Source organism: Agrobacterium sp. CG160-95, assembly GCF_053521725.1.
The window spans coordinates 1,179,901-1,197,864 of record NZ_JBNWDU010000001.1; the positions used below are offsets into that span (position 1 = coordinate 1,179,901).

The following is a 17,964-nucleotide window of genomic DNA, read 5'->3' on the forward strand; positions in this document are numbered from 1 at the left end:
GGCGGATTTCACCGATGAGACACGACACGCGCCTTTCACGGGTGCTGCATATTCTGATCCATATGGAGAAACACGAGGGTGCGGCGACCTCGGAAAGCATCGCGGCGATGTTGCAGACGAACCCGGTGGTGGTGCGCAGAACCATGGCGGGCTTGCGGGAGCACGGTTACGTGTCGTCGGAAAAAGGCCATGGCGGTGGCTGGGTTCTGGCGCGACCGCTCAGCGAAATCACGCTGCTCGATATTTACCGGGCGCTTGGCGCGCCGGAATTGTTCTCGATTGGGCTGGCAGGAGATAATCCTAACTGCGTCATAGAGCAGGCCGTCAATGCTGCCCTTTTCGACGCCATGAACGAGGCGGAGACCATTCTCCTGTCCCGCTTCGGAAACATTACGCTTTCGGCGCTGGCGGAGGAATCGATGGGCCGCTGGTCCAGATTGTCCAACCACCCCTCCGCGATGGATCAGCTCTAACGCCGCAGAGTTGGCGCAATAAAAAACCGCCTGCCGGAAGGCAGGCGGTTTTGTCAGATGATCTAACCCATTACGGCTGCGTCTGCGTGCCGCCGGTATTCGGGCTTGCCGGTGCTGCATTGTTGGCAGGCGGTGTTGCCGGGACAGTCGGAGTCACGGGCGCCGGTGCCTGTTGCGTTGCCGCAGGCGGCATGGTCGAGGATGTCGTGGCCGGATCGGTGTTCGGGCCGCTCATCTGCGACCAGGCAAAAACGCCTACCAATGCGACAACGAGAATCGCCAGCCATGGCATCCAGGACGGAGACTTGCGGGCAAGCGGTTCATTGCTGATATTCAGTTCCGGACGAAGATCACGGTCCGGGCGCGGATTGTTTGGATCGAATGTCATGGTATTTCCTCCTCTTCATTCTGAGAAGAAAACGGCGTTCACGGGATTTTGTTCCGATTCTCCTCGGCCAGCACGATATGGGCGACAATTACGCGCTCTGCCTGAGGGCATCTGCCAGCACCGCCATGACCTGAGGAGCGGCCATTTGCGACACATTGAAACGCATGAAAGCGGATGCGTTCTGCGCGGAGCTAAAAACATTGCCGGGTGCCAGCACCACCTGTTGCGCCAGTGCCCGACGTGCAACATCGGCGGCGTCGACCCCCTCCGGCAGGCGGCACCATAAGAACATGCCCGCCTGCGGTTCGATCCACGGCACACATCCAAGCGCTTTCAAACGCGCCGCCGCCTCAGGCACCGCCGCCGCGAGACGCTGTCGAAGAGCCTCGACATGCTTGCGATAACTACCGTCAGTCAAAAGCGACAGGATCAATGCAGCCGAAAAATTTGCTCCACCAAAAGCAGTGGCAATCTTGAGATCGGTCAGGGCTTCCACCCATGCCGGAGGCGCTGCGATGAAACCGCACCGCACGGAAGCAGACAGGGTTTTAGAAAAACTGCCGATCTGGACGACCCGGTTCAGACCATCGAAAGCAGCCAGCCGTGGTGCCGCCTGCGTTTCAAAATCGGCAAAAATATCATCCTCGATGATGGTGAGGCCCGCCTGTTCGGCCAGCATCAGCAGGCGATGGGCGGAAACGGCGGAAAGCCTTGCGCCTGTCGGATTATGGATCGCGGAATTGGTGATATAAAGGCGCGGCTGATGCTCTTTCACTGCCTGCTCGAAAAGCGGCAGGTCCGGTCCAGCCGGCGTATAGGGCACACCAACGATTTTCACCCGATGCGCCCGCAAGAGAGCGCGGAAGTTAAAATAGCAGGGATCATCGACAATCACCGTATCCCCTGGCTGCAACAGGAAACGACACAGGAGATCGATCGCCTGCGTGCCGGAATCGGTGAGCATGATCTGGCTGGCGCCCGCCTGGACGCCATGTTCGGCAAGTCTGCGGGACAAAAGCTGGCGTAGCGGCAAGAGCCCCATCGGGCTCGCATAATCCGTCAGCAAGGAAGCATCCGCGCGGGCAAGCCCCCTCATCGCCCGCCGTAGCGCTTGCTCCGGCATCCATGACGCTGGAAGCCAGCCGCAGCCGGGCTTGGCAAGCGCCGCCCCCTCGTCCAGCGCCTGGCGCGACACCCAGAGCGGATCCACCGCCCTGTCCAGCCGAGGCTCGATATCGGCCAGAGACAGGGGCGCTAGCGGACCCGCCACATAAAATCCCGAACCCGGTCGCGAGCTTATGGTGCCATCGGCAACCAGCCGGTCATAGGCCTCGACGACGGTTGAAGTGGAGACCTGCATGGCTTTTGCAAGCGCTCGAACGGATGGCAATCTGGCGCCGGGAACGAGGCTTCGCGAGGCGATGCGTTGCCGCATGCTGGTCATCACCTGTTCTATGCGCGTTCCAGTCGCGAGTTGTCCGTCCACATTTCTCTCCAACCGTACCGTCCAAATAACCATAACAGTTTCTTGAAATTGTATATGATTGTCGCTGTTTTCACCAGCCGTTCCGGATCAAGAAAGGGAAATTGCAGGAGACGGTCATGGACAAGACGACAAGCGGTTGGCTGAGCGGCCTTATCGGCGTGGTGATATTCAGCGGCTCGCTGCCCGCCACGCGGGTTGCGGTAACGGGTTTCGATCCGGTGTTCCTGACCCTCGCCCGCGCCAGCATAGCCGGCCTTCTGGCGCTCGCTTTGCTTTTTGTGTTCCGGCAAAAACGCCCGGCGCGCGATGATATGGCATCCCTTTTCATCGTGTCCTTCGGCGTGGTGGTTGGCTTCCCGCTGTTGACTGCCCTCGCCTTGCGGCACATCACCTCGGCCCACTCCATCGTCTTTGTTGGGCTTTTGCCGCTCGCAACCGCGGTTTTTGCCGTACTGCGTGGGGGAGAACGCCCTCGGCCCGCCTTCTGGTTCTTTTCCTGCCTGGGCAGCGTTCTCGTTGCCGGCTTTTCATTGTCGAATTCGCTGGCCTCCGGGCTCGGAGCATCACTTGCCGGCGATCTCTTGATGCTGGGCGCGATTATCGTCTGTGGGCTGGGATATGCCGAGGGTGCTGCCCTTTCCCGCAAACTGGGGGGCTGGCAGGTCATCTCATGGGCACTGGTGCTCTCCCTGCCTCTGATGCTGCCGCTTGCCTTTTTCACAGGGCCGCAAACCCTCGCAGGCATCGACCCGCAGGCCTGGGGCGGCCTCGCCTATGTCTCGCTGTTCAGCATGCTGATCGGCTTCATCTTCTGGTATCGCGGGCTGGCGCTTGGCGGCATTGCCGCGGTGGGCCAGCTGCAATTGCTGCAGCCGTTCTTCGGGCTGGTGCTTGCAGCAACCCTGCTTCACGAGGAGGTCAGCCCTGCGATGATCGCCATCACGCTCGTGGTGGTGCTCTGCGTTGCCGGCGCGCGAAAATTTTCGCGCTGACGCCCGCCCCGTCAACTCGAGCGGCGGTCTACCCAGCGATGCCAGGCATCCTCGCTGCCGTTGAAGACATTGAGATCGATGCGTCCATCGACACCATGCGACAGGCCGGAGCCGGAATATTGCCAGAACAACCACTTGCGGCCGGGATAGACCACGGACGGATGCTGGGCAACGGCGCGCAGCCAGAAGGGATAGTCCTGGAACTCGCCGGTCAGATTGTCCTTATAAAAATCGGGCGCCGTATAGATAATCGGACGCTGGCCGTAATGGCGCTCCAGCTTATCCATGAACACGCGCATCTTTTCCAGAATACGCTCACGGGAATGGCGCATCTTGCAGCTCGATTCGCCGTTATATTCCACGTCGATCACCGGCGGCAGCGCATCCGGATCGCGCGGTACGTTGCGAATGAACCAATCCGCCTGCTCGCCGGCCGACCGGCACCAGTAGAAGAAATGGTAGGCGCCACGACGGATGCCCGCTTCCTTTGCACGCTGCCAGTTGGTGCGGAACATCGGGTCAAGATGATCGCCGCCATCCGTCGCCTTGATGAAGGCGAAGTTGGCGCCGCGTGTGCGCAGCTGCGGCCAGTCTATATTGGCCTGCCAGCGCGAGACATCCACCCCGTGGACCTGAAAATGGCGCGGCTGGACCCTGCCGAAATTGATGGGTTTGGCATCGCTGAAGCTGGAGCGGAAAATGCGCGAACGGATCTGCGCACCGGCACTGGCCGCCGGGGCTGCAGCCATGGCCAATTGTACCGGACGCTCCATCGGACGCTCTGCCGGTCGTACCATTCCAGCCTGTGACGGTGACGGCAAACGGGTTTCAAGCGCGTTCTGCGGCACGGGCGCTCGTGGGGTAACGGCTGAAAAGGCCTTTGGCTCTTCGGGCACCGGCCCGCCCCATGCCAGAACTTCCTGTCGCGGCTGGGCCGTGATGGGTTGGCTGCCCACGCTTGCCTGCGGCACCGGCGCGGATGGCGTAACCGAGCTCGTGGTTTCTTTCGACGGCAGGCCGGCCATCAGGCTTTCCGGCCCGGAACTGGACGTACAGCCACCAAGCAGAAGGCAACCGAAGAGAAGTGCTGGCACAGCCGATGAACGCATGAGAACCCGTACGCAAAACAATCCAGGGGCACTCTGACGCCGCCCGGGAACCTCGAAATACAATTGCTAACGGAAGATTATCAAAAAAGACTGAATCTTATCTTTACGCCGACACCTTCCAACGCGCCCGTCATTTCTGGCAGGAGAATGCCTCGAGGTTTCGCGAAACGGAGAGCTTCAGGCGGTCATCGTGCTCAGATCGACCGTATCGGCGCCGGGGGAATTTTTCTTGATCGATTCGATGGCGTGGATGGCCGATGCCTTGGCCTTGTATCCTTCGGAGGAAAACATCGTTTCCCCGTTGGATGCTTTGAAGCGGAAACGATATTCCCCGGCCCTGTCCTGATAGATTTCGAATTTATACATGATCTTGGTGCCTCCTTGGCAAACGTCGGTGAAACACACTCAATTCTGAGCGGCCTTGGCCATATTCGCAACCGATAATTGCCAGATCAGACAAGCCGTACCCAGGCACGGGCAATTTCCAGACCGGTCGCATCGGCCACATCTGCACGCCCGCCACGGTGATCGTGGTAATTGTTCATCCAGCCGGGCGCCATTTTTTCGACGGAAGCCGGGAATGCCTCACACCATCCGTCGACCACGGCCGTGGATGCCTCAAAATGAAATTGCGTGCCATAGGCAGCGCGGCCAACGCGAAAAGCCTGATTTCGCGTTGCACCATTGGTCGCAAGTCTCGTTGCCTCGGGCGGAAGCGTGAATGTGTCGCAATGCCACTGAAAAATGGGAAATGTCTTGTCGAGCCCCGCCAAGAGCGGATCGGACACGCCCTCTTCCGTGAGGGATACGTCTTCCCAGCCGAATTCGGGCGGGCCGGCCAGAATATTCTCTCCGCCATAGGCGCGCGCCAGCAACTGGCTGCCGAGACAGACGCCCATCACGGCCTTGTCCGCATCGCCAAACGCTTTCATCAAAAGTGCGAGGTCTGGAAGATAGGGATAAAGCACGTCGTCAAGAGCGTTCTGCTCCCCGCCCAAAACGACGAGCGCATCGTGTGCAGCTGCATCGAGAGGAAGAGGCTCACCCGCATAGGCGCGGATGACATGCACGTCAGCCCCTGCCTCTTCCAGAGCGACGCCGATCTGTCCATGCGGCGTGCCCGCCATGTTTTCGATAATTGCAACGCGCATGGGGCCTCTTGCTGACAACGGGGAATTCGGTCGGCCGGTATCGCCGATCGAATTCAGCTTCACCACGAGAAAAACGGATTTTCAAGAGGCGCAATATCGTCAGCAAGGCAATAAGAGGACAAGCCGGCCTGTGGCACCTTAAAATTCCCGCGACAGCTTCGCGTCGACGGAATGCCGGTTGCCGCCGCGGACAGCGAAGAACAGGAAAATGGCTGCCCAGAGAACTGATTTTTCCGCGCCACCCAGACCTTCCGCCTTTACGATACCGTGAAAATAGACCGTTACTAAAAGCACGATCATTGCGGCAAAGGATGCCGGCCGCGTGAACAGCCCAATGGCCACGAGAATTCCACCGAAAAATTCCGTGGCGGCCAGAAGAGGTGACCAGAACACACCCGGATAAAAGCCGAGGCTCTCCACCATGCCGACAGCCCCGAACGGATTGGCGATCTTGCCGAAGCCGTGGGTGACAAGAAGAAGCCCGGCCACGACGCGCAGAACGGTCTCCACCAGATCATGTGTCGAATTATAAAGAGGTGCGACCGCCGGAACGAAAAGACGCTGACGATTATTGTCGAACTGGGCCATGGGATCTCCGCGTTTTAGCCTTCGATGGCTTATCTGTTCGCAAAGCAGCATGATAAGAACAAGCATGCCGCAGGTAAAAACATGAGTGTCATAGTTGACATTATCGTGAGCATTATTGTCATCGGGCGCTGAAGGAGACGTGATCATGGCCGAGACCAAGCCCCGCATAACCATCCGCTACTGCACACAATGCAACTGGCTGCTTCGTGCGGGATGGATGGCGCAGGAGATTTTGCAAACCTTCGCTTCTGACATCGGCGAAGTCAGCCTCATTCCCTCAACGGGTGGCCTGTTCGAGATCACCGTTGATGGTGAAACCATATGGGAGCGCAAGCGCGATGGCGGTTTCCCCGGTCCAAAAGAGCTCAAACAGAGAATCCGCGATGTCATCGACCCGGAACGGGACCTAGGTCACGTCGACAGGACGAAGCATGAAGGGCTCGACAATTGACGCGGCAACATGTTTCAACAGCGTCTAACCAAGTTTTTTCCCTTTAAAATCAATGATCGTCATAAAAGTTCAAAAAGTCTGTTGACACCGGGCGGCTGCCCTCGTACATCGCTCTCCGTCGCCCAGATGGCGGAATTGGTAGACGCGCCAGCTTCAGGTGCTGGTACTCGCAAGGGTGTGGAGGTTCGAGTCCTCTTCTGGGCACCATTCCATTTTTGATCTTAGCCAGATCAAACACTTAGACGAAAAAACAGCAACATTCAGTCCTCCTGCAAAACGCAGGGGAACATGTTGCGGTTTTTCGTTTTGCTGGCGATCAACCCCGATCTTTCCCGTAAAAATGCTACCCAGGACGAGCGCTAAGCCTTTGTCACTTTGACAAAATGCCAGCCATTCCCGCGCGCGGAATTCCGATATATTCAGACTTGGTATTGGGTTGCAGTTCGCTTAAGGCTGGGCGTCTTTCTCGCCACTGTTTTGCGAATGCTGTTCGCAATTCGGCGTACAGGAAAGCACGGTCCGTTCCGTTTGTCGAAAAACGCGAACCGTATTGCCCTCATCGATGGAGACGAGAATGCGCTCATCGACGATTGGATTGCCCTCGGCATCGAGAAGAACAAGATTCGTCGTACCGAAACTGCGCCCGGTCAACACGATCGTGGTGGCATCGGCAACCGTCGCATCGGCGACTTTCGAGTTTCCGACAATAACCTTGCTTACCGGGCGGTCGAGGCGAAGGACACGGGCGTGGTTCATCGAAACGCGCAATATATCTTCCTGAGCAAAAACAGGCTGTAACGAACCCGATAGGATGACGGACAAGCCGACCACGATTTTCGCCAGTTTTCCGGATGACACGCGTTTCGCCCCTGCTCACTACCCGCACTTACTGTGCAGCAGAATGCGTGTTTTTAGTGAATGAAGCGTTAAATGGCCGAAATCCATAATGCGAATAGTAACCATTGGCTACATTTCAAAGTTTTTTTCATTTTACTGCCCGCGCCAAAACTGAACATCCTTGTCTTATGGAGAGAACACTTGATCAAAAAAGAGAAATGGCCAACGCCGGAATATATTTGTTTATCAGAAAATATATAAGCTTATAAAATACTTTTTGTGTTTATTTACCAAACGAAACTCAACCTGCCGTTTACTTTGAGTTAATCCTATTTTTTAAGCGCTTGGAAATCGCTCAGCTGTAGTTTGAACGCAACCGAACAACGGAAAACAAGTTGTCGGCGTGCTGAACCAAACATAGAGTTAGGAGAGACCCCATGACCAAGATTTTCACTCGTTTCCTTAAAGACGAATCCGGTGCCACCGCAATCGAATATGGCCTGATCGCAGCGCTTATTTCTGTCGCTATTATCGGCGGCGCGACCGCGGTTGGCACGCGGCTTAACGCTTTCTTCACCGCGCTTTCGCAGCGTATCAATGCCAATGCGCCTGCCGCAACGAACTAAGCGTTGCTGGACCAAAAGAGGACATGCCGCCGTTAGGCGGCGTGTCTTTTTATAAAGACCTTCGGCAAAGCAACCGCAGTAAATGTAAGTAAAGCCTCCACTTTATAAACGAAAATTCCATAGGAGACGGCCGTGGTAATTGCTGCAATTTTTCTGATATTGCCTTTTTGCCTCGCTTTTGCCGCTCTGAACGATCTTTTCAGCATGACGATACCCAACAGGATAACACTTTTCCTACTGCTATCCTTTATTGTCGTTGCCCCTTTTTCCGGTATGGACTTACAGACTTTTGCGATGAGCATTGCTGCCGCTGCTGCTGTATTTTTTGCCTGCTTTATACTCTTCGCCGCCAACGCCATGGGCGGAGGCGATGCCAAGCTGCTGACCTCCGTAACGGTGTGGTACGGCTTCAACATCTCCCTCATAGAATTTCTGCTCGCAGTAACTTTCATCGGCGGAGTGTTGACGCTTGGTATCCTGCTATTGCGATCACGCTCGCAAGAAATATTGGCGATCGGTATTCCGATTCCTGATTCCCTGATGGTGGCAAAAAAAATCCCCTATGGTATTGGCATAGCCATTGCCGGTCTTTTGACTTATGGCGAAACACCTCTTGTGAAAGCTGCCATCGCCAGTCTTACCTAAGCAAACTACTTTGCGGTCAAAAATTAAAGGCTGGTTAACTACAGATTCAAGCATAATATTAACCATAATTATACCAATCACGCGCCATCCTGACGGGAGAAGAATCTGATTCCCTCAAGGATCGAGCATGAAACCGTCGCGTATCGTCATTCTGTCCGTTGCCCTGGTCGCCGCCGGTCTTGCCGGCATCGTTGCCATGCAGATTTCCGGCGCGAAGCAGGTCATCGAAAAAGCGGAAACGATCATAGAGAAGGAACCGACGGTTAACGTTCTCGTTTCCTCGGTCAACCTACCCGTTGGCAGCCGCCTGAACGATAGTTCAGTACACTGGACGCCCTGGCCCACTGGTAACGTCATCGACAGCTTCATAACGGAAGCGAAAAACCCGAACGCCATAACCGAACTATCCGGCGCTGTCGTGCGGCTGCCTTTGTTTCAGGGCGAGCCTGTAAGGCCTGAAAAAGTGGTCGATTCCAGCACCCGCATCATGTCCTCGCTTTTGCCGGCCGGCAAACGCGCCGTCGCCACGGAAATTTCCGTCTCGACAGGTGCTGGCGGTTTCGTGCTGCCGAATGACCGGGTCGATGTCATCATGGTCCGCAAGGGCGATTCAGGTCATTTTTTAACTGAAAATGTTTTGAACAATGTCCGTGTTCTGGCGATCGACCAGCAGATCAAGGAAGGCGAGGACGGCACCTCAGCCGTCGTGGGTGCAACCGCAACGCTCGAACTCACACCCGAACAGGCCAAAATCATCACCGTGGCGCAACAGATGGCGGATCGCCTTACGCTTGCTTTGCGCTCAGTCGCCGATGCGCAGGAAAACGACACGCTTTCAGCAGGTTACCTTCTCAACGGCGGCTCCGGGCAGCCGGAGATTCAGGTGATCAAATCCGGTTCGATCGTCAAAGCCGGACAGGGAGCATCGCAATGACCGGGGGTTCCATGGCAAAGCGCATTAAACAACACCTGCATTCCTCAATGGCGGGCAGCCTTGCATTTTGCCTGGCTTTTTCAGGTATTCCGGGTCAGCACTCACCCGCGTTTTTGCGTATCAGCGAAGCCGAGGCTCAAAGCGCGAGCATCGTGCGGATCACCGAAAGCGGTAGTGGCATTCGCAAGCGCCTGAAGCTCGGTCTCAACAAGGCACTGGTCATCGATCTGCCGGAGGATGCCCATGATATTCTCGTCGCCGATCCGAGCCTTGCCGATGCCGTAACCCGTACGTCCAAGCGCATCTATCTGTTCGGAAAAACGGTGGGCCAGACCAATATCTTCATTTTCGGAGATGGCGGGCGCGAAATCGTCAGTCTTGATCTTGAGGTCGAGCGCGATATCTCCGGGCTTGAGGCCAATATCCGCCGTTTCATTCCCGAATCGGACATCAAGGTAGAGATCGTTTCCGACAACATCGTTCTCACGGGATCAGTGCGCACACCTCAGGATTCGGCACGCGCTGTCCAGCTTGCCGAAGCATTTCTGAAAGGCGGCGAGGCCACCACGCGCAACATATCTCTCACGGGCGGCAACAATGGCGGTGACGCGGCGATTTTTGCCGAAAACCGGCAGACATCGCAGATTGTCAATATGCTGACGATTGAGGGCGAAGATCAGGTGACGCTGAAAGTCACCGTTGCTGAAGTTAGCCGGCAGGTGCTGAAACAGCTTGGCTTCAATGGTTCCATCAGCAGCTCGACAAGCAATAACGGTTTCGAATTTTCAAATCCGTCCAATCTCGGAAATGCAATTAGCGGTGCGTCGCGAATAGCCAGTGGCGCGATTGGCTCCGGCTCGCTCAACTTTGCTTCCTATCTCAACGCCATGGAACAGGCGGGTGTCGTGCGCACTCTGGCCGAACCGAGTCTTACCGCCATCTCCGGCGAACAGGCCAAGTTCTACGTGGGGGGCGATTTCCGTCTGCCTGCAGAGCAGGAAGTTACCATCGACAAGGATACGGGCCAGCCAACCATAACGCGTACCACCAACACGGTCGACTACGGCATCACGTTGAACTTCAGGCCCGTCGTGCTTTCACCGGGACGGATCAGCCTTAAAATCGAGACCAATGTTTCCGAGCCGACATATGAAGGCAACGTTGTAACCGGAAATGCGGGCCGCACCATCCCAGGCTCAACCTACATGTCTATCCGCAAACGTGAAACCTCGACAACAGTCGAACTTCCGTCCGGCGGCTCGATTGTGATCGCAGGTCTTGTCCAGGACAATATTCGCCAGGCCATGTCTGGACTTCCAGGCATTTCCAAAGTCCCGATCTTCGGCACGCTTTTCCGCAGCAAGGATTTCATCCGCAACGAGACGGAGCTTGTCATCATAGCAACGCCCTATCTGGTACGTCCTGTTGCGCGCAACCAGATCGCCCGGCCGGATGACAACTTCAACCCGGAAAACGATGCCGCCATGTATTTCATGAACCGTGTCAACAAGGTCTATGGCCGCAAGGACCAGGTTCAGGCGGCTCCCTATCAGGGATCAGTGGGGTTCATCTACAAATGACGACACGCGCACGAAATCCCCTTTTCACAGCAAGCCCGGTCCGGGCAGGAAACGCCATGCAGGAAAACCCTTCCTCCTTTTCCTCAAGCCTGCCGGGCAGACGGGCAGGTCTCGTCGCCATGGTGACGGTGACGCTTGCCGCCGGCCTGTTGCAGGGTTGCGCACGCGACCCGATGACGACCAACGCCATTCCTGACGACTACCGCACGCGCCATCCGATCACCCTGTCGGAAGCCGAGCATTCGCTGGATATTCCGGTATCAGCAGGCGATAGCCGGCTGACCACGGCAATGGCGGATAATGTCCGTGGTTTCGCCCAGAATTACGCCTCGATGTCGACGGGAATCGTCAATATCCAGATGCCATCGGGATCAGCCAACTCGGCAGCGGCTTCAAAAATGGCGAGACAAATCCGCTCAGCGCTTTCCGGCGCTGGTGTGCCCTCTGGCAAGATCATGGAAACACGTTACGCTGCATCCCCGAATGGCGACGCTGCCCCCATCCGCCTGAGCTATGTGGCCGTTACCGCCATGACCGGGCAATGCGGCCAATGGCCCGAAGACCTTTCCGACAATACCTTTGCCAACAAGAACTGGTACAATTTCGGATGTGCCTCCCAGAGCAATCTCGCGGCACAGGTTGCCAACCCCATGGATCTGGTTGGCCCGCGTGGCATGAGTCCGATCGACGCGGAGCGCCGAGCAGTGGTGATTGACGCCTATCGCAGCGGCAAAAACACGGCGACGCCAAATTGACGCGGTTCCAACAATTGTCAGGGCAGGAAAGATGATGAGCGCTGTAGAATACCATATCAAGTCAAGCGGCGACGCGGAAGCCGAACAGTCGGCGCCGCGTGCCTCGGATATGGATCGCCTGCGGCCCCTGCCCCGCATATCCGTCCATGCCTTCTGCGTCAGCGAAAACATGCAGCGCGTGATGGATGCCTTGTCCAGTGACAGGCGGATGAGCAAGGTCACCCTGCGGGTAACCAAGGGCGACATCAACGCGGCGGCGACGATGTTTTCCGCCTCACCAACGCCCAACCTCATCGTTCTTGAAACAGCAAGCTCACCGTCTTCTCTGCTGGATGATCTCGCTCCTCTGGCGGAGGTCTGCGACCCCACCACCCGTGTCATCATCGTTGGCCGGCACAACGACATAACGCTTTATCGCGATCTCATCCGCAACGGCATTTCCGAATATCTCGTCGCACCGATCAACATGGCCGATCTATTGGCCTCGATCGCGACGATCTTCGTTGATCCGGAAGCGGAGCCGCTCGGTCGCAACATCGCCTTTATCGGTGCCAAAGGCGGGGTGGGCTCGTCGACGATCGCGCATAATTGCGCCTTCGGCATCTCTACCCTCTTCTCCACCGAAACCATTCTGGCGGATATGGATCTTGCCTATGGCACGGCCAACATCGATTTCGATCAGGATCCCGCTCAGGGCATGGCGGAAGCGGTGTTTTCGCCGGAACGGCTGGACGAGGTGTTCCTCGACCGTCTGCTGACGAAATGTTCCGACCACCTCTCACTTTTGGCCGCACCCTCTCTCCTCGACAGGACCTATGATTTCGATCGTCAGGCGTTTCTGCCGATTCTTGAGGTCCTGCAGCGCAGTGCGCCCGTCGCCGTTCTCGACCTTCCCCATCAATGGTGTGACTGGACGCGGGCGGTGCTTGCGGAAGCCGACGAGGTGGTCATTACGGCGGTTCCGGATCTCGCAAACCTGCGCAATACGAAGAACCTGTTCGACGCGCTGATAAAACTGAGACCCAACGACAAGTTACCGCATCTCGTTCTCAATCAGGTCGGCATGCCGAAACGCCCGGAGATCGCCCCTGCGGATTTTCTCGACCCACTGGAAATCGAGCCGGTCGCCATCATTCCGTTCGACACCCAGCTGTTCGGAAATGCAGCCAACAGCGGACGCATGATCAGCGAGATGGACGAAAAATCCCAGATCGCGGAAACGTTCTCGCAAATTGCCCATACCATTACAGGCCGTACCATTCTGCGCAAAAACAAGCGCGGCGGTCTGGACAAGCTCAAGAATATTCTCAAGCGCAAATAGGCTCCCTTTCTGGGCCTTTAGACGGAAACGCCGATGTTCGGAAAACGCGGGCCAGAAGGCCCAGCCAGAACCATAAAGCCGGATTTTGTCGCGCCTGCCATACAGCAGGTGAAGGCAACACCTGAGCCGCGATCTCTGGCGATCGACACTTTGGAGCCCGGCCAATCGCCTGCAACGCGGCAGGCACAATCTCCCATGCAATCGCCGCAGAAAAAGCGTGCCCGCACGGAAGATTATTACAATACCAAGGGCCAGGTCTTTTCCGCGCTCATCGATACGATCGACCTTTCGCAGCTCGCCAAGCTCGACGCGGAGAGCGCACGCGAGGAAATTCGTGATATCGTCAACGACATCATCACGATCAAGAATTTCGCCATGTCCATCGCCGAGCAGGAAGAGCTGCTCGAAGACATTTGCAACGACGTTCTTGGTTATGGGCCACTGGAGCCGCTTCTCGCACGCGATGATATTGCCGATATCATGGTCAACGGTTCCGGCCAGACCTTCATCGAAGTCGGCGGCAAGACCATCGAATCCGACATTCGGTTCCGTGACAATGGTCAATTGCTTTCCATCTGCCAGCGCATCGTCAGCCAGGTGGGCCGACGCGTGGACGAATCTAGCCCGATATGCGACGCGCGCTTACCCGATGGATCGCGTGTCAACGTCATCGCACCACCGCTCGCCATCGATGGTCCGGCGCTTACGATCAGAAAATTCAAGAAGGACAAGCTCACGCTAGACCAGCTGGTGCGTTTCGGCGCGATCACGCCTGAAGGCGCGACCCTGCTCAAGATCATCGGCCGCGTCCGCTGCAATGTCGTCATCTCTGGTGGTACCGGCTCGGGCAAGACCACGCTTCTCAATTGCCTGACGAGCTTCATCGACAAGGATGAACGCGTCATCACCTGTGAGGACACCGCCGAACTGCAACTGCAGCAACCGCATGTGGTGAGGCTGGAAACGCGCCCGCCGAATATCGAAGGTGAAGGCGAGATCACCATGCGTGATCTGATCAAGAACTGCCTTCGTATGCGGCCTGAACGTATCATCGTCGGCGAAGTGCGTGGACCGGAGGTTTTCGACCTTCTTCAGGCGATGAACACCGGCCATGACGGATCGATGGGAACGCTCCACGCCAATACGCCGCGGGAATGCCTCAGCCGTATCGAATCGATGATCGCCATGGGCGGGTTTACCCTGCCGGCAAAGACGGTACGCGAAATCATCTCGGGCTCTATCGATATCGTCATTCAGGCCCAGCGCCTTCGCGACGGCTCACGCCGGATAACGCAGATCACCGAAGTGATCGGCATGGAAGGCGACGTCATCGTGACCCAGGATCTGATGCGATACGAAATAGACGGTGAAGACGCGCATGGCAAGCTGATCGGCAAGCACGTCTCCACGGGCATCAGCAAACCCCATTTCTGGGATCGCGCGCGCTATTATGGCGAGGAAAAACGCCTGGCCACCGCGCTCGACGAGATGGAAAAGACATCCTAGAGCAAGTCTTGTTTAAACGGAATTGTCTGACGTGCTCTAACTCTTTGTTTCTAAGCATTTTCCGGACGGAAAACCACTACGCAATTTTACCGGAAATGCTCTAAGGAAGGCGACTGCCATGGACCCCACAATCCTGTTACTGGCCGCACTTGTCGCTATTTCGGCAGGGGCGCTTGCTTATGCCTTCCTCTTCCAGCAGATCGAGGTCGAGAAAAAGACCACTAGTCGCGTCAAGCGGGTCAAGGCCGCCGAAACGGATCACGCAAACATCAAGGCCGCGCGGGACCGGGTCCAGGAACTTGGCAAACGCCGCAAGTCCATGCAGGACAGCCTGCGGGAAATGGAAAAGAAACAAAGCGAAAAGGCGAAGAAAGCAAAGAATGTCGGTTTGCGCGAAAAGCTGGTTCAGGCGGGACTGCAACTTTCTGTCCGGCAGTTCCACCTTCTGAGCGCAGGCGCGGCTGCTTTCTCCGTCGTCATTGCGCTTCTTTATGGCCTGTCGATGCTTATCGCTCTGCTCATAGGAGCCGTCGTGGCTTTGGGACTGCCGCGATGGGTATTGGGATTTATACTCAAGCGCCGGCAGAAAAAATTCCTCGAGGAATTCCCAAATGCGCTGGATGTCATGTGCCGGTCGATCAAATCCGGATTGCCGCTCAACGACGCCGTGCGACTGATCGCGTCGGACGGACAGGAACCGGTGAAGACGGAGTTCCAGCGCGTCGTCGATGCGCAGCAGGTCGGCATCGGCATTCCGCAGGGGATCGAGCGCATGATGCTGACCGTGCCGCTTTTCGAAGTGAGCTTCTTCAGCACCGTCATCAACATTCAGGCGCAGGCGGGCGGCAATCTCTCGGAGGCTCTTTCCAACCTTTCGAAAGTTCTGCGTGAACGCAGGAAAATGCGTGCCAAAGTCAACGCGTTATCGATGGAGGCGAAGGCCTCTGCAGTTATTATTGGCGCGCTCCCTTTCATCGTCATGCTGCTGGTGCACTTCACCTCGCCCGACTATCTGTCGGTACTCTTCACCGACATGCGTGGGCACATCATTCTGGGGGTGTCGGGATTATGGATGCTGATCGGGATTTTCATCATGCGCCAAATGATCAATTTCGACATATGAGGGCACGACCATGACAGGAAGCCTCTTTTCCAGCCTGACGGACCCGCAAACGATCATTGCCATTCTCGTCACCCTTGCGGTTTTCGCAACCCTCTATACGCTCATCATGCCGCTCTTCGAGCGAAAAGACTTCGCCAAGCGCATGAAAGCCGTGTCATCGGAGCGCGATCTCATTCGCAGCCGCGAGCGTGAGCGCCTGGCCGCCGCCACCAGGGACGGGAAGGCCTCCCTGCGTGGCAATAATAATAAATCGGCGCGCCGCATCGTCGAAAAATTCAACCTTCAGGAAGCGCTTGCCGACAAGAACACGATGAACAAGCTGCGTGCCGCGGGTTTTCGTTCACAGAATGCGCTCAACACATTTCTTGCCGCCCGGTTCGTGCTGCCATTCGTTTTTCTGGCCCTGGCCTTTACCTGGGTTTTCGTTCTCGGAAACCTCGCCGATAAGGCTTTCGTCGTCCGGCTGATGGCAGTGCTCATTTTCGGTTATCTGGGTTTTTACGCACCCAATATCTATGTTTCCAACGCCATGAACAAGCGGCAGGCCTCGATCAGGCGCGCTTGGCCGGATGCGCTGGATCTGATGCTGATCTGCATCGAATCCGGTGTGTCCATGGAGGCCGCCATGCGTCGTGTTGCGGAAGAAATGGGTGAGCAGTCGCCCGAACTGGCGGAGGAAATGATGCTGACGACAGCGGAGCTTTCCTTCCTTCAGGACCGGCGCATCGCACTTGAGAATTTTGGCATGCGCACGCAGCTGGACGGCGTCAAAAGCGTGGTGCAAGCGCTTATCCAGGCGGAACGATACGGCACGCCATTGGCTCAGGCGTTGCGCGTTCTGGCCCAGGAAGGCCGCGACGAGCGGATGAACGAAGCCGAAAAGAAGGCCGCCGCCCTGCCGCCAAAGCTGACCGTGCCGATGATCATATTTTTCCTGCCGGTGCTCATCGCAGTCATTCTCGGACCAGCCGGCATTCGCGTCGCCGATACGTTTTGACACGCTAAACGCGCCCGCACTATAGGCGGTAGCGCGTGATGAGGCGGAGCTGTGAAATTATCTGCGATCTGGCATTGATGGACGTGCCTGAACCCGCATCAGCCTGCTGGCTTGTTGTCCTTCTTCGCCAGTTGCTGCCAGGAATTCTGCTGCGACAGCATTGCACGCAGATAACCGAGATTTGCCTGCGCCTGCTGTGGCGAAAGTTCCTGAACCGCGATGCGCTCAGCCTCGGCAAACCGTCCCTGAAGACCCACCACGAGCGCGAGATTCTGGCGAACGCGGCTGTCGGCGCCCGGCTGGGCAATGGCCGATTGCAGATATGTCTCGGCGGTACGGGGATCGCTCGACAGGACATACGACATGCCAAGGTTCGAGAGCACACTTGGATCGTTCGGTTTGAGATCGAGTGCCTGCCTGTATTTGGTGCGGGCCTCGTTCGACCTGCCAAGCTGGTCGAGCACGGCACCTTCGGCAGAATACAGCCGCCAGTCTGGACGATCAGGCGTCTGTGCTCTCTGGATGGTTGAAAGGGCCTGTTCGAGCTGGCCTGATGCTGCCTGCGCCTTGCCATAGGCGGCAAGCACCTCACGGTCGGCCGGATTGGCGATGGCGATCTGCTGCATGACCGCGAGCGCCTGCGTGTTCTTGCCGGTCATCATCAGCACGTTGGCATAATTCATGCCGACGGACCTGTCCTTGGGGCTGCGTTCATAGGCCTTGCCGGCCGTCTCTTCCGCCTGCCGGAGCTGGTCCATGTTCATGTGGTCATAGGAGCGTGTGGCCGCAGGAATGGAGCCGGTGGACATGCGATCCGGCTTGTTGGTGCTCGCGCATCCGGAAACGGCGAAAACCAGCGCTGCGAGACATGCTCCCCGCAGTAAGCCTGTCCGACCTGTCTCGCTCAAAGAAAAAGCAGTCATGGCAGTGCTCCCGCCCAAGAATTATCGATCTTGCGCCCGACATACGACAGACTCACATGACGCAACTTTCGCTTAAGCA

At 56.9% G+C, this 17,964-nt stretch carries 20 protein-coding genes and 1 tRNA gene; 13 read left to right on the plus strand and 8 right to left on the minus strand.

Annotated features, from left to right (window positions below):
* The first annotated feature begins 14 nt into the window (after positions 1-14).
* The gene (locus tag ACQZ63_RS05875; RefSeq protein WP_019564490.1) at positions 15-473 is read left to right on the plus strand and encodes an Rrf2 family transcriptional regulator; all 459 of its coding nucleotides are present in this window, start codon (positions 15-17) and stop codon (positions 471-473) included.
* 70 nt (positions 474-543) lie between these two features.
* On the opposite strand, the gene ACQZ63_RS05880 is transcribed toward ACQZ63_RS05875, so the two are convergent.
* Together ACQZ63_RS05880 and ACQZ63_RS05885 are read right to left on the minus strand one after the other, a co-directional pair.
* A complete protein-coding gene (locus ACQZ63_RS05880) occupies positions 544-861 on the minus strand; it encodes a hypothetical protein (RefSeq protein WP_003514590.1) in 318 nt (105 codons plus the stop codon).
* 88 nt (positions 862-949) lie between these two features.
* Positions 950-2,347: an aminotransferase-like domain-containing protein gene (locus tag ACQZ63_RS05885; protein ID WP_162686708.1), complete on the minus strand. Its 1,398-nt coding sequence runs from the start codon at positions 2,345-2,347 to the stop codon at positions 950-952.
* A 116-nt stretch (positions 2,348-2,463) separates the two neighbouring features.
* Between ACQZ63_RS05885 and ACQZ63_RS05890 the strand changes: the two genes are divergently transcribed.
* Positions 2,464-3,339, plus strand: coding sequence for a DMT family transporter (locus tag ACQZ63_RS05890; protein WP_003514586.1), 876 nt, complete (start codon positions 2,464-2,466; stop codon positions 3,337-3,339).
* Positions 3,340-3,350: 11 nt separating this feature from the next.
* On the opposite strand, the gene ACQZ63_RS05895 is transcribed toward ACQZ63_RS05890, so the two are convergent.
* The 4 genes from ACQZ63_RS05895 to ACQZ63_RS05910 all read right to left on the minus strand — a co-directional run bounded on the left by ACQZ63_RS05895 (position 3,351) and on the right by ACQZ63_RS05910 (position 6,187).
* Entirely contained in the window at positions 3,351-4,448 is a 1,098-nt protein-coding gene (locus ACQZ63_RS05895; protein WP_013635302.1) for a glycoside hydrolase family 25 protein, read from the minus strand.
* 177 nt (positions 4,449-4,625) lie between these two features.
* Positions 4,626-4,814 (minus strand): YegP family protein, encoded by a 189-nt coding sequence (locus ACQZ63_RS05900; RefSeq protein WP_003514584.1) that lies wholly within the window; start codon positions 4,812-4,814, stop codon positions 4,626-4,628.
* Positions 4,815-4,900: 86 nt separating this feature from the next.
* Complete coding sequence (locus ACQZ63_RS05905) at positions 4,901-5,599, minus strand: type 1 glutamine amidotransferase (RefSeq protein WP_162686707.1); 699 nt, start codon at positions 5,597-5,599, stop codon at positions 4,901-4,903.
* 138 nt (positions 5,600-5,737) lie between these two features.
* Positions 5,738-6,187 (minus strand): DoxX family protein, encoded by a 450-nt coding sequence (locus ACQZ63_RS05910; RefSeq protein WP_003514571.1) that lies wholly within the window; start codon positions 6,185-6,187, stop codon positions 5,738-5,740.
* Between the two features lie 145 nt (positions 6,188-6,332).
* Here ACQZ63_RS05910 and ACQZ63_RS05915 point away from each other — a divergent pair, with 145 nt between their 5' ends.
* Together ACQZ63_RS05915 and ACQZ63_RS05920 are read left to right on the plus strand one after the other, a co-directional pair.
* A complete protein-coding gene (locus tag ACQZ63_RS05915; protein ID WP_003514570.1) occupies positions 6,333-6,638 on the plus strand; it encodes an Rdx family protein in 306 nt (101 codons plus the stop codon).
* A gap of 120 nt (positions 6,639-6,758) precedes the next feature.
* Positions 6,759-6,845, plus strand: a tRNA-Leu gene (locus tag ACQZ63_RS05920).
* Positions 6,846-7,085: 240 nt separating this feature from the next.
* Here ACQZ63_RS05920 and ACQZ63_RS05925 read toward each other — a convergent pair.
* Positions 7,086-7,469 carry a pilus assembly protein N-terminal domain-containing protein gene (locus ACQZ63_RS05925; protein WP_113157288.1) on the minus strand — a complete coding sequence of 128 codons (384 nt, stop codon included), beginning with the start codon at positions 7,467-7,469 and terminating at the stop codon, positions 7,086-7,088.
* Positions 7,470-7,912: 443 nt separating this feature from the next.
* Between ACQZ63_RS05925 and ACQZ63_RS05930 the strand changes: the two genes are divergently transcribed.
* The 9 genes from ACQZ63_RS05930 to ACQZ63_RS05970 all read left to right on the plus strand — a co-directional run bounded on the left by ACQZ63_RS05930 (position 7,913) and on the right by ACQZ63_RS05970 (position 16,962).
* Positions 7,913-8,101, plus strand: a complete 189-nt coding sequence (locus ACQZ63_RS05930; protein WP_013635300.1) for a Flp family type IVb pilin — start codon at positions 7,913-7,915, stop codon at positions 8,099-8,101.
* A 132-nt stretch (positions 8,102-8,233) separates the two neighbouring features.
* Positions 8,234-8,746 (plus strand): A24 family peptidase, encoded by a 513-nt coding sequence (locus ACQZ63_RS05935; protein WP_113157190.1) that lies wholly within the window; start codon positions 8,234-8,236, stop codon positions 8,744-8,746.
* A gap of 127 nt (positions 8,747-8,873) precedes the next feature.
* Complete coding sequence (cpaB, locus tag ACQZ63_RS05940) at positions 8,874-9,680, plus strand: Flp pilus assembly protein CpaB (RefSeq protein WP_003514566.1); 807 nt, start codon at positions 8,874-8,876, stop codon at positions 9,678-9,680.
* On the plus strand, positions 9,677-11,260 hold the full coding sequence (locus tag ACQZ63_RS05945; RefSeq protein ID WP_013635298.1) for a type II and III secretion system protein family protein: 1,584 nt from the start codon (positions 9,677-9,679) through the stop codon (positions 11,258-11,260). The genes cpaB and ACQZ63_RS05945 overlap by 4 nt, the downstream gene beginning before the upstream one ends.
* A 56-nt stretch (positions 11,261-11,316) precedes the next feature.
* A complete protein-coding gene (locus tag ACQZ63_RS05950; RefSeq protein ID WP_041694292.1) occupies positions 11,317-12,015 on the plus strand; it encodes a CpaD family pilus assembly protein in 699 nt (232 codons plus the stop codon).
* A 34-nt stretch (positions 12,016-12,049) separates the two neighbouring features.
* The gene (locus ACQZ63_RS05955; protein WP_113555602.1) at positions 12,050-13,336 is read left to right on the plus strand and encodes an AAA family ATPase; all 1,287 of its coding nucleotides are present in this window, start codon (positions 12,050-12,052) and stop codon (positions 13,334-13,336) included.
* 33 nt (positions 13,337-13,369) lie between these two features.
* The gene (locus tag ACQZ63_RS05960; protein ID WP_003514561.1) at positions 13,370-14,842 is read left to right on the plus strand and encodes a CpaF family protein; all 1,473 of its coding nucleotides are present in this window, start codon (positions 13,370-13,372) and stop codon (positions 14,840-14,842) included.
* 118 nt (positions 14,843-14,960) lie between these two features.
* Positions 14,961-15,965 carry a type II secretion system F family protein gene (locus ACQZ63_RS05965; protein WP_019564500.1) on the plus strand — a complete coding sequence of 335 codons (1,005 nt, stop codon included), beginning with the start codon at positions 14,961-14,963 and terminating at the stop codon, positions 15,963-15,965.
* Positions 15,966-15,975: 10 nt separating this feature from the next.
* Positions 15,976-16,962, plus strand: a complete 987-nt coding sequence (locus tag ACQZ63_RS05970) for a type II secretion system F family protein (RefSeq protein ID WP_013635294.1) — start codon at positions 15,976-15,978, stop codon at positions 16,960-16,962.
* Positions 16,963-17,060: 98 nt separating this feature from the next.
* Here ACQZ63_RS05970 and ACQZ63_RS05975 read toward each other — a convergent pair whose 3' ends face one another.
* A complete protein-coding gene (locus ACQZ63_RS05975; protein ID WP_065659772.1) occupies positions 17,061-17,885 on the minus strand; it encodes a tetratricopeptide repeat protein in 825 nt (274 codons plus the stop codon).
* Positions 17,886-17,964 lie beyond the last annotated feature (79 nt).